Here is a 13,256-nt window from a genome sequence, read left to right as displayed (position 1 = left end):
CCGGATCAGGCCAGCGCGTAGACGCGGTTCGCGTTGCCGTGTGCGATCAGGTCCACCACTCGGATCGCGTCGGCTTCGCTCCATTCTCGCGCGTCGACGAAACCCTGTAGGGCATAACGTATTCCGTCGCGCCACAACCGCGCCCCGAGGTAATGCAGTTCGGCAGGGCCGAATGCGTCCGACGAATACAGGATCTTGCGGAACGGCGCCATCTCGAGCAGGCGGCCGATGAACGACGCTGAGCGGGCACCCAGATAGTTGATCGCCAGTCCGCCGTCGAGGTAGACGTTGTTGAAGGCCTGCGCCAGATACCCGGCCTCGCGTTCGTATGGGTAACAGTGCAGCAGCATGATCGGGGTGTCTCCGCTGGTGCGCAGAAAGTCAAGCAGATACAGCGGATTCGCCTTGTGCAGATCGCAGTCGCGGTCGCCGAACCCGACGTGGAATTGCAGGGGCTTGCCAAGGCGCAACGCCTGATACAGGCCGAACCGCAACAGCACCCGGTCGGTCAACCGGGGCGCACCGCTGTCACGCCATCGACTGGCCGCCTGCGCTACCTCCTCGGCGGTGGGTTCGGTCAGGTCACCGTCGAAACCGCCGCGGTAGGCAAGGATCGTCTTGGTGGCGATCGCCGTGGCGGCCCGCTCCTCCAGGATCCTGGTGAACGCCGACGCATAGTCTTCGTCCGCGGCCACGGCGGCCTCGGCCACCGATTCCAGCCTGACGATCTCGTGTACGTATCCTTCGGACAGGTCGGCGACGACGTCGAGATCGGCTACGCCGTCGCCGAACCCGGTGTCCACCAGCCAATCCGACACCTTGGCGTGTGACAGGAACAGTCGGGCAAGCGCGTCTTCGGAGTGTCGGCTGCGGCGGCTCCAATATGTATCGGCGTCGACGTGCCGCGGCAGCCCCAGCAGCGGTGCGCAGTGCGCGCGGACCGCGAACCCGAGTTGGGTGTCGAACGCCGAATCGAAGTCGGCGAGAGGTTCGGTGTTGGCTTCGTTCAGCCCGTTCTCGAACCGGGCGCGGTCAGGTGCGGTTAGCCAGCAGCCGTGCACGTGATGGTCGACCAGCGGCACGTTCTCGATGTGCTCAGCCAGGAGGGTCAAAGGTCACACGCTCTCACACGCTCCAGGCCAGCCGGAACTTCTCGGCGAGTTCCTCGTCGGCCAGGTTGCCGTACGTGTCCTGCTCGTAGCGCCGGACCGCGAGCACGGCGTCCACCACCTCGTCGCCGAGAATGCCGCGCATCAAAGCGGATTGGTCGAGCGCGTCAAGGGCGTCGGCCTGTTTGGCGGCCAGCAGTTTGGTGCCCGCCTTGGCGCGCTGCTCGTCGGTCAGCTTGGCCGGATCGACGGTGGTCTCCGGTGGCAGGGTCAGCTTGCGTTCGATGCCGTCGAGCGCGAGACCGAGTATGGCGGCGGTCGCGAGATACGGATTGGCCGACGGGTCGATCACCTTCACTTCCACGTTGGCGCCCTGCGGATTGCTCGGACCGGCGATCAGGTATCGCACCGCGGCTTCCCGGTTTTCGGTGCCCCAGCAGACGTACGCGCCCGACCAGAGGCCGGGTTGCATGCGCAAACCCGACACCACCGAACCGGACAGCACGCCCTGGGCCTGGCTCAGCCCAGCGAGCAGACCGGCGGACACCACCGAACCGGACAGCCCGCCCTGGGCCTGGCTCAGCCCAGCGAGCAGACCGGCGGTGGCGGCCTCCCCCTCCGCGGTCATCCCGCCTGCCCCCGCCCCGCCGGAGAACAGCGGCGTCTGATCGCGCTTCATCGAAAAGTGTTGATGTGCACCGGATCCGACGCTGTCCGCGAACGGCACCGGAGACAGGCTGACCCGCAGACCGTACCGCCGGGCCACCCTGCCGATGATGATGCGCATCAGCACCAACTGATCCGCGGCGGCGACGGGTGACAGTGGTGCCAGCGAGATCTCAAACTGGTTGCGGCCGTACTCCGGATGGAACTGTTCGACGGCGGCACCAGATGCCGCCGCAGCGTTGGTCACGTCCCGGACGAAGCCCTCGAACTCGAGCACTCCGGCCAGCCCGTACTGCGCCCACAGATGCGACGGCAGTTGACTGCCGTCGGGCCCGACAAGAACGAATTCCATCTCGTGGCCGACCACCGCATCGATGCCCGCCTCGGCCAGCCGGGCCTCGATCCGGCTCAACGCGCCCCTGGTGCAGTACGGATCGGGGGTGCCGTCCTGATCGAAGAAAGCGCCTGGTGCCCAAGCCAATCCGTCGCCGAGGATGCGGAGCCCGCCCAGGTCGATCCGGATCCGCTGGTCCCCCACGACTCCGGTTCGTTCGCCGAAGACGGTGCCGACCTGGTCGATGGCGAACACGTGCCAGACCGGGCTGGCGCCGAGGCCTGGATCGGCGAATGTGCCCATCCGCCGAAGCGGCACGGTCTTGGCGTGGATGAGGCCCGCCGGGTTGACGACCGTCCCGATCAGCGTGGCGACCCCGTCGGCTTCCAGTTGGGCGATCGCAGCGGCGGCTAGCGGTTTGGCTGCCATGACAGCCATTGTCCAATGCGGCGGCGCGAATTACAGCGTGATCTTGCAGCTTTGACCGATGTCGAGCGTGCGCAGCATCCTGCCCATGCCGAGCCACATCGCGCACGACAGAGCGAGATCTGTCAACAGTTCGTCGCTGAAGTGCTCGCCACAGCGGGCCCAGAAGTCCTCGTCGTCCCGCAGACCGGTGTGGTCACTGGCGAAGCGTTCGGCGAACTCCGCCGCGATGCGCTCCTGGGCGCTGTACCCCGGCCACGTCCGCCACTCGGCGGCATGGTCGTAGAGGTCCTCGTCGACACCGGCGGCGATGCCCTCGGAGTCGCGGGTGTTCTGGCACACCACGCATTCGTTGTCGAGCGCGATGACCATTCGGGCCAACTCGCGGACCCGCATCGGCAGTCGATTCTTGGTGTACACCGCGTTGGTGAATCCGGCCATGGCGACACCGATGTCCGGGGACTTCGCCACCCAGGCGGCCGCGTCGTCGTCAGCGAAAGATCCAATTCGGCTCATGGCCGAATGGTACGCGTGAGCCGACAAAATTGGAACACGTTCTAATTTTGCGGTACGAGTCGGAAGAGCCGGACACGGTCGGCGTTGCTGCCCGGCACGTCCACGGGTTGCTGCTGAGCAGCGACAGCCAAGCCTTCAGCAGTAGGTAATACAGCGGCGGGTGCACATCGTCGGCGGTCGAGCTGAGGAGATACCGACCGGCCTGGTGGTGAGGTGCCAGGAGGTCGATTCGTCCAGCCCGGGGTTCTTGTCGGTGAGTTTCCATACCCGAAGCGTCCGCGCCAGCGCCGCGTGATTGCCATCGTTGGCGCATATCAGCTTTGCTGTGAGCCCACCGTTGCGAGTTGAGCCCGCTCGTCGTCCCAGTCCCGCTGCACCAGCATCCGGTGCGCGATGCGTTCCAGCGCGGCCTCCACCGCGGCGCGGTCCGGCCTGCCCTCGAAAGTTTGCGACGAGGCCAGCTTCTCGACGATCTTGGTGATCAACGCCGAGGACACCGCGTCGACCTGGGCGGCGCCCGCCTGGGTCAGCCACAGCAGGTCCCCGGTCCGCAGCGCGTATCCGGTTTCGACCAGGCGGTCGAACGTCGGCTCGAGGACCTCGCACGGCACCCGCAGCCGGTCGGCGATGTCGGTCAGTCGCGCGGAGCCGAACGCCTGGTTGTGCCGATAGATCTGGACCAGCGCCCACAGTCGCGCGATGTCGAGGCTGCAACCCGGCCTTTCGCAGATGTTGCGCAACCGGACCTCGGGTGACTGACGCATCATCCGGCCGATCGCGATCTCGAGCACCTTGTCCGGCGAGTCGCTGCTGGGCATGCCGAAGCCCTCGCCGAGGTCGACGGCGTTGACCGCATCCATCTCGCGCAGCGGGACCTCTTTGAGCAGCCACGCGACGACGAAACCGACCAGCGCCACCGGCGCCGCGCACAGGAACACCATGTCGAGGGAGTCCGCATAGGCGGTCACGATCGGCGCCGCGACCTCGTGCGGTAGCTGGTGAAGCACCTGCGGGGACTGTGCGGCCGCGGGTGGTGCCCCACTCTCGGCGAGCGCATGGCCGATCCGGTCCTGCAGGAAGTTGGCGAACAGCGACCCGAAAATGGCTGCGCCGAAGGAACTTCCGATGGTCCGGAAGAACGTGACGCCCGACGTGGCCACGCCGAGGTCGGTGAAGTCGGCGGTGTTCTGCACGATCAGGATGAGCACCTGCATGCACATGCCGATGCCGGTGCCCAGCACGAACAGATACACCGACTGCAGCACCATCGGCGTGCCCGCGTCCATGCGCGACAGCAGCACGAATCCCAGCGCCATCACCGCGGTCCCGACGACCGGGAAGATCTTGTAGCGGCCGGTGCGGCTGACGAGCACACCGCTGCCCATCGACGTCAGCAGCAGGCCCGCGACCATGGGCAACGTTCGCAGCCCCGACACCGTCGCAGAAACGCCGTCGACGAACTGCATGAACGTCGGCAGGAAGGTCAGTGCGCCCAGCATCGCGAATCCGACGATGAACGACAGCACGCAACACACCGCGAACACCCGGTCGCTGAACAGCCGGATCGGCAGGATCGGTTCTGCCGCACGGGTTTCCACCCACACGAAAATCGCCAACGCGGCCGCGGATGCGATGAACAGCCCGATGATCATCGGCGAGCCCCATGCGTATTCGCCGCCGCCCCAACTGGTCGCGAGCGTGAGCCCGGACGCGCCGAGGCCGACGAACAGAATGCCCGCGTAGTCGATGGCCGGCCTGCCTGTGCGGCCCAGCGCGGGTATCGCCGCGATCGCCACGAAGAACACCACGACGGCCACCGGGACGTTGATCCAGAACGCCCAGCGCCAGGTGAGGTGGTCGGTGAAGAAGCCGCCGAGCAGCGGGCCGATCACGGTCGTGACGCCGAACACCGCGCCAAGCGCGCCCTGGTAGCGGCCGCGATCGCGCAGCGGAATCACCTCGCCGATGAGCGCGGTGGCGGTCACCATGATCGCGCCGCCACCGACACCCTGCAGTGCGCGCGACGCGACCAACATGGTCATCGACCCGGCCAGACCGCACAGCACCGACCCGACGAGGAAGAACACGATCGCCGCGGCGAACACCATCTTGCGGCCGAACAGGTCGCCGAGTTTCCCGACGATCGCGGTGACGATCGTCGACGCCAGCAGGTAGCTCGTCACCACCCAGGACTGGTGGCCTGCGCCGCCGAGGTCGGCGACCACAGTGGGCAACGCGGTCGCGACGATCGTCTGGTCCAGCGCCGCCAACAGCATGCCCAGCAGCACAGCGACGAAGATCAGGTTGCGCCGCTGCGGACTGATCAGTGCGCCGCCCGCTTCGGGGTCCGCGGTTGTCATACCTGCCTCTCTCCAACGACCGTTCCGCCAGCCATATCGTTAGATAGGCTATAGAAGTTACGGCCGCGGTCCGACAGGCTCAGGAGTTACCGCGTGCGTGGATGCGAAACCGGGGCTATAGCGACGACGGCGGCCGCGATACGCACTGCGCGAGGTAGAGCTGTTCGCCCAGCTTGTCCATCAGTTGCAGCTGGGTTTCGAGGTAGTCGATGTGTTCTTCCTCGTCGGCGAGGATCTTCTCGAACAGGTTGGCCGTGGTGGCGTCTTCCTTCTCGCGGCACATCACGATGCCCGGCTTCAGGCGCGCCATCACCTCGTACTCGATGGCCAGATCAGCTTCGAACTGCTCGCGCAGGGTCTGGCCGACCCGCAGTGAGAACAGCCGCTGATAATTCGGCAGCCCATCCAAAATGAGAATGCGGTCGGTGATCGATTCCGCATGCTGCATTTCTTCGAAAGATTCTTTACGGGTGTGCTCGGCGATTTCCGTGAATCCCCAATTCGCCTGCATTTTGGAGTGCAGGAAATATTGGTTGATCGCCGTGAGTTCGCTTGTCAACTGCTCGTTGAGCAGTTTCAGAACGTCGGCATCGCCTTGCATGGTCGCTCCTAAGCAACGTGTGGGCCTGATCGAGCTTCGCTGTCCGTAGTGCCACCCCAATCTAGTGCAGACGTGACCCCGAAGCCCACCATATTGGCTGGAAAACGGCGTGTTTTCCATTGTGTCACGGTCGATCCGCAGCAACGGACATGTGGATCGCGCGACGGCTCTGGACTGCCTACGCTAAGTAAGGTTAGACTGCACTAACACCTACGCGCGGCCTCGAGCAGACAGGGAAACCCGATGAGTGAGTACGAATTACACTTACTCATTCTCGCCTGCGATTTCCGCGTCGACGACGTCGACCGGATGTGGAAATGGCTTAACAAACACGAAGAGCCGTTGGCCGCTATCGGCGCTCATCATGTGGTGCTGTACACGTCCATTTGGGAACCCGGTCGGGTTTTGGTGACGATCGGTATTCGTCGGGCCGGCTCGATTCGAGAGGTGTTGCGGTCCCCTGCGATATTCGAATGGTTCAACATCTCGGGTGCCGACGACATCCCGCCCATCTTCGGCGGTGAAGTGGTGGAGAAGATCGACCTCGACGGCGGGTCGCCCGAAGGCCACATCGGCCGGGTGGTGGTGGGCGTGATGGCGTCCGTCGACGACGTGCCGACTCTGATGGCGAAAGTGCACGACGGCCTCGATCGGTTCAAAAGCGGTGGCGTTCGCAAGATTTGGGTATACCAGGCACTTGACGATGGGCGCGAAGTGATGATCCTCCAGGAGATTTCCGACGAGCTCAGCGCGCGGGCCTGGATCGACCATCCCGACGCCGCCGCGGAGTGGATGTCCAGCGCCGGCTTCGGCGCCTACCCCACGCAGTTCGTCGGCAGGTTCGCCCATCTGATGAGCATCGGCGAGCGGGTCTGATCGCCATGTTCGTTTGCCTTTGCACCGGGACCACCAGCAACGTGGTCAGCGAGGTAGTGGCGAACGGTGCGAAGACGTCAAAACAGATCGCCGAGGCCTGCGGTGCGGGCGGCGACTGCGGGCGCTGCCGTCGCACGTTGCGCGCGATGATCGAAGCCCACTACGCGAATCGGCCCTCCGAAGCCGTCAGCCACTAGGTTCTCTTCTGCGTGACCTCGGCCAGCGCGTCGGCGTTGGCCGCGGCGCCCATCAGTTCGGCGAAGTGTGCGATCTCGCGTGCGGTCGCCGCGGCGATCCCCCCGCGAGTCGGTTCGACGATCGTCTGTTTGCCCGCCATCAGACTCGAAATCGGCCGGGAGGCAAGGATTTCAGCGTGTCTACCCGCCTGCGCAAGCAGGTCGTCGGGTTCGCACACCTTCCATGCCAGTCCCATCTGGTGCGCCTCGGCAGCGTCGACCCACTCCGACGACATCAGCAGCCAGGCCGCGTTCTGCCTGCCGATCAGCTGTGGCAACAGATATGACGACGCCGCCTCAGGCGCAACGCCCAGGCTGGTGAACGGTGTCTTCAACCGCGCCGTCGAGGACATGAAGACGAGGTCGGCGTAGCCGAGAACCGTTGCGCCGATACCGACTCCGACACCGTTGACCGCGCAGATCAGCGGCTTGGGCAGGTCGGCGAGCGCCTCGATCATTGCGGTGAAGTGGCTGCCCTGCGCGTTGAACTCGGGGTCGGTGATGCGCCGTTGCATCTCCTTGAGGTCGTTGCCCGCCGAGAACGCGCGTCCTGCCCCGGTCAGCAGCACCACCGCCACGTCGGGATCGGCGGCGGCCTCGCGCAGTGCCACGGCGGTCGCCTCGTACAGCTCTTCGTTGAACGCGTTGAGCACTTCTGGCCGGTTCAGGGTGAGCGTTCGCACCCGGTTCTCGTCGGAGATCTGCAGCACCACGCCTGCAGCGTATGTGTCAGCCGTTCCTGTAGACGCGGGTGGGTGCGATCAGGACCACGGTGCGGCGCTGTTCTGCCATCACCCGGTCGTATTCGTCCCAGTTGTCGTGCGTTCCGCCCGCGGCGGTGAACACCTCGCGAAGCAGCAGCCGCAGTTGCTCGGAGTCGGCGAGCCACGGCGCGGGATCATCAGGGCCTGCGAGCTCGGCGCGGCCCTCCACCGTCGCCCACATCCAACCTTTGCGGTACGTGACCGTCAGCTGCGGGCGGGCCCGCAGATTCGCCAGCTTCACCTTGCCGTACGTGACGAATCCGAGCACCTCCTCACCGGTGGCCGGATGCGGCAGCTTGCCGACGTTGACCAGTGAAGCCTGGATTGTGCTGTCGGCGCGCAGCGTCGAGACGATCGCGAGCCCGCTCTCGTCGGCGGCCAATGCGACCGCATCGTCAAGCGTCGTCATTGAATCCCTTTCTGGCAAAAGGTGTCCGGAACACGTACCGGCTTGTCGGCACGGTGTCGACATCGCGGTTGGCGCCGAAGGCGGTGGTGCTGGCGACCATTCGCTCCATCCGGTCGCGCAGATCCTCGTCGTCGGCGGCGCCGAAGAACGCGTGCAGATCGGAGACGGCTTCGATCGGGAAGAGTTCCTCGACGATCGCGTCGATCGTGGGGGCCTGCGCCGTCACCGGATGCACCACCTTGTTCTGGGTGTAGCCGAATGTCGACTGGGTGGCGATGGCGACCGGAGTGTGGTCGAGGTGCCACCGTTGTCGCCAGGTCGGCTCGTCGAGATCGGCGGGCCGCCGCAACAGCGCGACGTTGGCAAGGCCGGGGGTGCGGTCGCCTTCGGCGGTGTGCGGCGGCGGCACCGGCACCGATTCGGTGACCAGGTAGCCGGCCACCTGGTCGCACTCCTTCTCCAGCCGGGCGATCGCGGTGCGCACCTGGTCGCCGTAGGACTGCTCCGTCCACAACGTCACGAAGCCCACCACCGGCGGGTCCAGCGTCGTCAGCGTCATCAACGACGCACGCACCGCGTCGTCGCGCACGTTGACGGCCAGCCCCGGCACGCCGAGGTCGAGCAATTCAGCGGCGACGTCCCCGCGCAAGCGACTGCACCACGCCTCGTCCGGGTCGGCCCCGCGGAGGGTGATGACCACTTTCTCCACGGGACGAAGCTACGCCTCCAGCCTTTCGCGGATGCTGACGAGCCGCTGTTTCAGTTCCGCCTCGTCGATGATGCCGCGCTCCAACAACGAATGCGCCAGCGCGACGAGTTGGTTCTCCGGATACGGCAGGTTCGCGTAGAGGGTGGCCGACAGCTGGTCCTCCTCGTCGCGACGCTCCTTGAAATTGGGCACGTTCTGCTCACACGACGCGCGGTCCAGCGCATCGCACAACCCGTCAAGGCTGGTTTTCCACGGCGGCACCGGGTTCTCGACGCCCCACTTGGCCGCCATCACCGGCCAGATCTGGTTGCGTTCGACGATCTCCTGCAGGATTTCGGGGCGCTCTGTCATCCGGCGTTCCCCGGGTGGACCGCGGGCCTGGTGGCGGTGATGACGTTGGTGGTGACGCCCGGCTTGGGTAACGCCACACCGATCAGGCAGTCGCGCGTGATGATCTCGACCAGTTGGTCCTCGGTCCAGTCTTCGGTGCCCTCCGGCTGCAAGGGCATCACCATGAACCGGTGCTTCTGGTTGGAATCCTGTACGTGCACTGTGATTTCGTCGGGAAGGTAGAGGCCGAACTCCGCCAGTACCTGCCGCGGCCAACGCACCAGGCGCCTGCGGTAATTCGGAGTGCGGTACCACTCGGGTGAGTTGCCGAGGATCGGCCTCGGATAACACGAACACAGCGCGCACACGATCACGTTGTGCAGCGTCGGGGTGTCGGCCAAGATCTGGAACGCGGTGAAGTCACTGGGTGTCCCCCAGCCGGTCGGGTGCAGCCAGTCGACACCGACCTCCTTACTGGCCGTCATCGGTTCGGCGAGGGCCAGTTTCTTGAACTCGGGATCCCGCCACGCCTTGGCCACCAGGCGTGCCGCCGGCGTGGGGCCGATCTGTTCGGCGAACTCGGTCATCACGCGGTGCTCTTCGGCGGTGAAGATGCCTTTCTCGATGCACAGTTCGCGCAGCGCGATCTCGAGGACCTCGAAGTCGGTGATCTCATCGACCATCGGCGCGACGGTGCGCTCGTGGTCGTGATCGTGGTCATGCTCTGTCATGCAAAATCCTTCCTGCGCGGCTTATTTCGCGGCTTCGAGCCAGTGTTCGGGAATTTCGGTGGAGATGACGTCGTCAGCGGTTCCGGTGTAGCCGTAGAACAGGTCGGCCATGTTGAACTTCACGACGTAGAACCATTCCGGTTTCGCGGGGCGGTCCCAGGTCTCGTCCTCGGCGGCGGGGCTTTCGTACGCGACCGCCTCGATCTCCCCCTTGGCGCCGCGGACGTACTCCGGGGTGCGGGTGTAGAAGATCACCGGAAGTTCGCGCACCACAACCGGGTCGCCGACCTTGAACTTGGCCGGGTCCGCCTGACCCGCATAGCACTGCGGATCGCCTTTTCCTTCGGCTTCCTCGGCGTGCTTGTTGCGCTTGACATTCGACCCGTCACCTGCTGACTTCGGTTCGGCGTCCAGTGTTTTCCCGTCGAGTCCGCCGGCATAGCGCTGCTTGACCTCAGCCATCCGCTCGCTCAACTCGGTGAGGCCGATGTGGTGCTTTTCCACCAGTACACGCGCAACGGCGATCAACCAGCGGCCGTAGTACGGCAATCCGAGATACTCGGCCCGGCCGACGTCGACGTTGCCGATGCGGCGCCGCTCCTCCGACAGCCAGATGCCCCGCCACCCCAGCACCTCACACATGACGTAGGTCATGTGCTCCCACAGCTCGTACTGTTTGTTCTCGTACTTCATCGGCGCGTCGGGCTCGCCGCCCACGTCGTGAACGGGCTTCAGATACGCGGTGATGCGCCCGTGGTCCAACATGTCGGGCGTCGGCGCGTCGGGAAGCTCGGGATACGCGGACTTGAGCCGGGCAACGAGGTCCAGCTGGGCGGCACGCTCGGCGGCCGTACTCATGTGTGTTCCCTTCCTTCGTCGGACAGACGGCGCCGTCGCGCGCAAAGGTCGAACGAGACGTGACGGCGTAAAAACCGCGGGGTCCGGGATATCGATTGAAAACCAGCAACACCATTGGCGTTGTCGGCCATCGGCACCTCCGGCGGGAAATGTGATGCGGTGAGCAGACCGTACCTCGAATTACCCTTTCACGTGGGCGTATTCAGGTGAAGTTCAGCATGTCCTGTGCCGCAAAGGATTTGACGGCCCGGTAATTTCGGGCAAATTTTGATGCGTGTGTTGACCGGTTGTCTTGCTCATTGGGGTCAAAATGGTCGGATGACCACCGGCGGCGGCGTGATCACCCCGGGGGGCCGCGGATGGGCCCGGGCGCTGCGGTTGACCACGCCGGACTTCGGCGCTGTGGCGCGCAGCCTGCTCGGCCTGCTCGCGGTTGCGGCCGTCGCGCTGGCGTCCGGTGCACCGATGGCGGCGGTCTGGGCCTGCGGCGCGGCGGCGATCGCGGGAGCGATCGCGATGCAGGACAGCCCCGCCGGTCGGGTGCCGCTCGTCATCGTGGTGGCCGTGCAGCTGGGTGTCGTCGTGTTCCTCGGCGCGATGACCGCGGCTTACGACGCGGTGTTCGTCGCCGTCGTCGCGGTCTGGTCCTTCGCGGCGGCCATGCAGTGGGCGCTCGGCAGTAAGCCGGCCCTGGTCGCTGCGGCTGGCACGGCGCTGCTGGTGATCTCGCCACCCGTGACACCGTCGCCGAGCGGGGTGCTGCTGCCGACGGTGTTGACCATCGGCGCGGGCTGCATTCAGGCCGCGCTCATCGCGGTCTGGCCGCCGCAGCGCTGGCGGGGACAACGCGAGGCGCTGACGCGGGCCTACCAGGACTTGGCGGCCGACGCGCGGCGAATCGCGGCCGAGCCCGACGCCTCGGTGGGCAGCGCGCCGCTGACCTGGCTGCGGGAGGCGTTCGTGGACAGCGACGCGATTCGGCGTCCGCTGGCCTACCACGGCGGCTACCGGCTGCCTGAGCGGATCACCGCAACGCTGAGCGCACTACGCGGCGGTGACGAAGCGGTGGCAGCGGCGCTGACGCCTGCAGCAGAGTTCCTCGACGCCATCGCGAGTCACAACTACAGCGCACAGCGCAACGCCGAGTACGCGCTGGCCCGAGTCGATGCCGCGGCGGCGTCGGTTTCCGAGCCGTATTCGGCTGTTGTGCAGCGGTTTTCACAACAACTTCACGAGGCTTTCGCGTCGCGGTTCGGCGAGTTCCGCAGACCCGACCTGATCGGCTCGATGCAGGCCGCCGCCGCGGTGGTTCGTGAGCACCTGACAGGGACGTCGCCGGTGTTCCGACACGCGGTTCGGCTGTCCGTGGCCACCGCGTTGGCTGTGGCTGCGGGCCGCTACGGTCTTGTCGGACACGGTCATTGGATCGCGCTGACCGTGTTGATGGTGCTGCGCCCGGAGACCGCGCACACCTACACGCGCTGCATCGGGCGGGTGGCGGGCATCGCGCTGGGAATTGTTGTCGCGTCTATGTTCACCATGTTGTGGCAACCCGTCGGGTCGTCGGCCGCAGTGGTGGCGGCGCTCTTCCTGGCGCTGACGTATGCGATGACGCGGTACGGGTATCTCGCGGTGAGCGCGGCGCTGGCCGCCGCGGTTTCGTTCCTGCTCGACATCAACCCGGCGGGGGCGCACGGCGAGGCGGTCGAGGACCTGTTGTTCGCGGTCATCATCGGCGGCGGGCTGGCGGTGGTTGCCCATGTCGTGTTGCCGGATCATGGCCTGATCCGATTGCATCAGCGCGCAGGCGAGCTGTTGAAGTCGGAAATCGACTATGCGGCAATGGTGATCAAGGCCTTCGTGCACGAGCTTGATCATCCCGCCGAAGCGCTGTCGTCGGCGTGGCAGCGGGCGTTCCGGGCGCGTGCGGCGTTCGAGGCGGCATCCGGTGCGGCCGGGACGGATTCACGAGAACTGCGGCGGTGGCTGCGCTCGTATCGTGCAGCGCTGAATGCCGTCACCAGTGCCTGCACCGCGTTGGAAGCCAGCTTGACCGGTGAGCCGTCGACGGCGTTGACGCCGGAATTCATTGCCGCCGTGGATGATTACGTCGACGCGCTGCGCGGCGGACCGCCCACTGCCGCCACGCCGTGGACCGTCGACATCGACGAGTTGACCGCGGCGAATCAGCAGGTGCGCCAGCAGGGTGCGGGGTTGGCGGCCGACAACGCAGCGGCCCGGGTGCTGGTTGCCGAGATCGGGGCGATCACCAGAAGTCTGGCCGACATCACTGCCAGCCGTGAACCGACGGCCTCCTAACACCGTGGTGTG

Annotated in this window: 14 protein-coding genes; 3 read left to right on the top strand and 11 right to left on the bottom strand. The window is 65.9% G+C overall.

Going from position 1 to position 13,256, the window contains the following annotated elements; genetic code table 11:
* Nucleotides 1-5: 5 nt before the first annotated feature.
* From C1A30_RS03220 to bfr, 5 genes are all read right to left on the bottom strand, one after another.
* Complete coding sequence (locus tag C1A30_RS03220; RefSeq protein WP_101946831.1) at nucleotides 6-1,112, bottom strand: amidohydrolase family protein; 1,107 nt, start codon at nucleotides 1,110-1,112, stop codon at nucleotides 6-8.
* A 13-nt stretch (nucleotides 1,113-1,125) separates the two neighbouring features.
* The gene (locus tag C1A30_RS03215) at nucleotides 1,126-2,547 is read right to left on the bottom strand and encodes a glutamine synthetase family protein (protein WP_101946830.1); all 1,422 of its coding nucleotides are present in this window, start codon (nucleotides 2,545-2,547) and stop codon (nucleotides 1,126-1,128) included.
* Between the two features lie 21 nt (nucleotides 2,548-2,568).
* Nucleotides 2,569-3,051 carry a carboxymuconolactone decarboxylase family protein gene (locus C1A30_RS03210; RefSeq protein ID WP_101946829.1) on the bottom strand — a complete coding sequence of 161 codons (483 nt, stop codon included), beginning with the start codon at nucleotides 3,049-3,051 and terminating at the stop codon, nucleotides 2,569-2,571.
* Between the two features lie 314 nt (nucleotides 3,052-3,365).
* On the bottom strand, nucleotides 3,366-5,411 hold the full coding sequence (locus C1A30_RS03205; protein WP_101946828.1) for an MDR family MFS transporter: 2,046 nt from the start codon (nucleotides 5,409-5,411) through the stop codon (nucleotides 3,366-3,368).
* A 115-nt stretch (nucleotides 5,412-5,526) separates the two neighbouring features.
* Nucleotides 5,527-6,012: a bacterioferritin gene (bfr, locus tag C1A30_RS03200; protein WP_067803232.1), complete on the bottom strand. Its 486-nt coding sequence runs from the start codon at nucleotides 6,010-6,012 to the stop codon at nucleotides 5,527-5,529.
* 243 nt (nucleotides 6,013-6,255) lie between these two features.
* Here bfr and C1A30_RS03195 point away from each other — a divergent pair, with 243 nt between their 5' ends.
* Both C1A30_RS03195 and C1A30_RS03190 read left to right on the top strand, forming a co-directional pair.
* Nucleotides 6,256-6,888, top strand: coding sequence for a fatty-acid--CoA ligase (locus C1A30_RS03195; RefSeq protein ID WP_101946827.1), 633 nt, complete (start codon nucleotides 6,256-6,258; stop codon nucleotides 6,886-6,888).
* Between the two features lie 5 nt (nucleotides 6,889-6,893).
* The gene (locus tag C1A30_RS03190) at nucleotides 6,894-7,085 is read left to right on the top strand and encodes a bacterioferritin-associated ferredoxin (protein WP_101946826.1); all 192 of its coding nucleotides are present in this window, start codon (nucleotides 6,894-6,896) and stop codon (nucleotides 7,083-7,085) included.
* Here the strand turns inward: C1A30_RS03190 and C1A30_RS03185 are convergent.
* The 6 genes from C1A30_RS03185 to C1A30_RS03160 are packed head-to-tail and all read right to left on the bottom strand — an operon-like array spanning nucleotide 7,082 to nucleotide 10,925.
* Nucleotides 7,082-7,837, bottom strand: a complete 756-nt coding sequence (locus tag C1A30_RS03185; RefSeq protein WP_101946825.1) for an enoyl-CoA hydratase/isomerase family protein — start codon at nucleotides 7,835-7,837, stop codon at nucleotides 7,082-7,084. The genes C1A30_RS03190 and C1A30_RS03185 overlap by 4 nt on opposite strands.
* 16 nt (nucleotides 7,838-7,853) lie before the next feature.
* Nucleotides 7,854-8,297 (bottom strand): TIGR03618 family F420-dependent PPOX class oxidoreductase, encoded by a 444-nt coding sequence (locus C1A30_RS03180; protein ID WP_101946824.1) that lies wholly within the window; start codon nucleotides 8,295-8,297, stop codon nucleotides 7,854-7,856.
* The gene (locus C1A30_RS03175; protein ID WP_101946823.1) at nucleotides 8,284-9,006 is read right to left on the bottom strand and encodes an EthD domain-containing protein; all 723 of its coding nucleotides are present in this window, start codon (nucleotides 9,004-9,006) and stop codon (nucleotides 8,284-8,286) included. The genes C1A30_RS03180 and C1A30_RS03175 overlap by 14 nt, the downstream gene beginning before the upstream one ends.
* Before the next feature lie 9 nt (nucleotides 9,007-9,015).
* The gene (locus C1A30_RS03170) at nucleotides 9,016-9,357 is read right to left on the bottom strand and encodes a thiocyanate hydrolase (protein WP_101946822.1); all 342 of its coding nucleotides are present in this window, start codon (nucleotides 9,355-9,357) and stop codon (nucleotides 9,016-9,018) included.
* Complete coding sequence (scnC, locus tag C1A30_RS03165) at nucleotides 9,354-10,067, bottom strand: thiocyanate hydrolase subunit gamma (protein WP_101946821.1); 714 nt, start codon at nucleotides 10,065-10,067, stop codon at nucleotides 9,354-9,356. Before scnC ends, C1A30_RS03170 begins: the two co-directional genes overlap by 4 nt.
* A 21-nt stretch (nucleotides 10,068-10,088) precedes the next feature.
* Nucleotides 10,089-10,925 (bottom strand): SH3-like domain-containing protein, encoded by an 837-nt coding sequence (locus C1A30_RS03160; protein ID WP_101946820.1) that lies wholly within the window; start codon nucleotides 10,923-10,925, stop codon nucleotides 10,089-10,091.
* A 318-nt stretch (nucleotides 10,926-11,243) separates the two neighbouring features.
* Between C1A30_RS03160 and C1A30_RS03155 the strand changes: the two genes are divergently transcribed.
* Entirely contained in the window at nucleotides 11,244-13,244 is a 2,001-nt protein-coding gene (locus C1A30_RS03155; RefSeq protein WP_101946819.1) for an FUSC family protein, read from the top strand.
* Nucleotides 13,245-13,256: the final 12 nt, after the last annotated feature.

The organism is Mycobacterium sp. 3519A, assembly GCF_900240945.1.
In the GTDB taxonomy this organism is placed as follows: domain Bacteria; phylum Actinomycetota; class Actinomycetes; order Mycobacteriales; family Mycobacteriaceae; genus Mycobacterium.
Note: the sequence above shows the minus strand (reverse complement) of the source record. Positions and strands in the feature narration are given on the sequence as shown.

What these genes read in the sequence shown, in the direction of transcription:
- C1A30_RS03215 (WP_101946830.1), bottom strand. Translation starts at nt 2,547, where the DNA reads ATGGCTGTCATGGCAGCCAAACCGCTAGCCGCCGCTGCGATCGCCCAA.
- C1A30_RS03210 (WP_101946829.1), bottom strand. Translation starts at nt 3,051, where the DNA reads ATGAGCCGAATTGGATCTTTCGCTGACGACGACGCGGCCGCCTGGGTG.
- C1A30_RS03205 (WP_101946828.1), bottom strand. Translation starts at nt 5,411, where the DNA reads ATGACAACCGCGGACCCCGAAGCGGGCGGCGCACTGATCAGTCCGCAG.
- bfr (WP_067803232.1), bottom strand. Translation starts at nt 6,012, where the DNA reads ATGCAAGGCGATGCCGACGTTCTGAAACTGCTCAACGAGCAGTTGACA.
- C1A30_RS03195 (WP_101946827.1), top strand. Translation starts at nt 6,256, where the DNA reads ATGAGTGAGTACGAATTACACTTACTCATTCTCGCCTGCGATTTCCGC.
- C1A30_RS03190 (WP_101946826.1), top strand. Translation starts at nt 6,894, where the DNA reads ATGTTCGTTTGCCTTTGCACCGGGACCACCAGCAACGTGGTCAGCGAG.
- C1A30_RS03180 (WP_101946824.1), bottom strand. Translation starts at nt 8,297, where the DNA reads ATGACGACGCTTGACGATGCGGTCGCATTGGCCGCCGACGAGAGCGGG.
- C1A30_RS03170 (WP_101946822.1), bottom strand. Translation starts at nt 9,357, where the DNA reads ATGACAGAGCGCCCCGAAATCCTGCAGGAGATCGTCGAACGCAACCAG.
- scnC (WP_101946821.1), bottom strand. Translation starts at nt 10,067, where the DNA reads ATGACAGAGCATGACCACGATCACGACCACGAGCGCACCGTCGCGCCG.
- C1A30_RS03160 (WP_101946820.1), bottom strand. Translation starts at nt 10,925, where the DNA reads ATGAGTACGGCCGCCGAGCGTGCCGCCCAGCTGGACCTCGTTGCCCGG.
- C1A30_RS03155 (WP_101946819.1), top strand. Translation starts at nt 11,244, where the DNA reads ATGACCACCGGCGGCGGCGTGATCACCCCGGGGGGCCGCGGATGGGCC.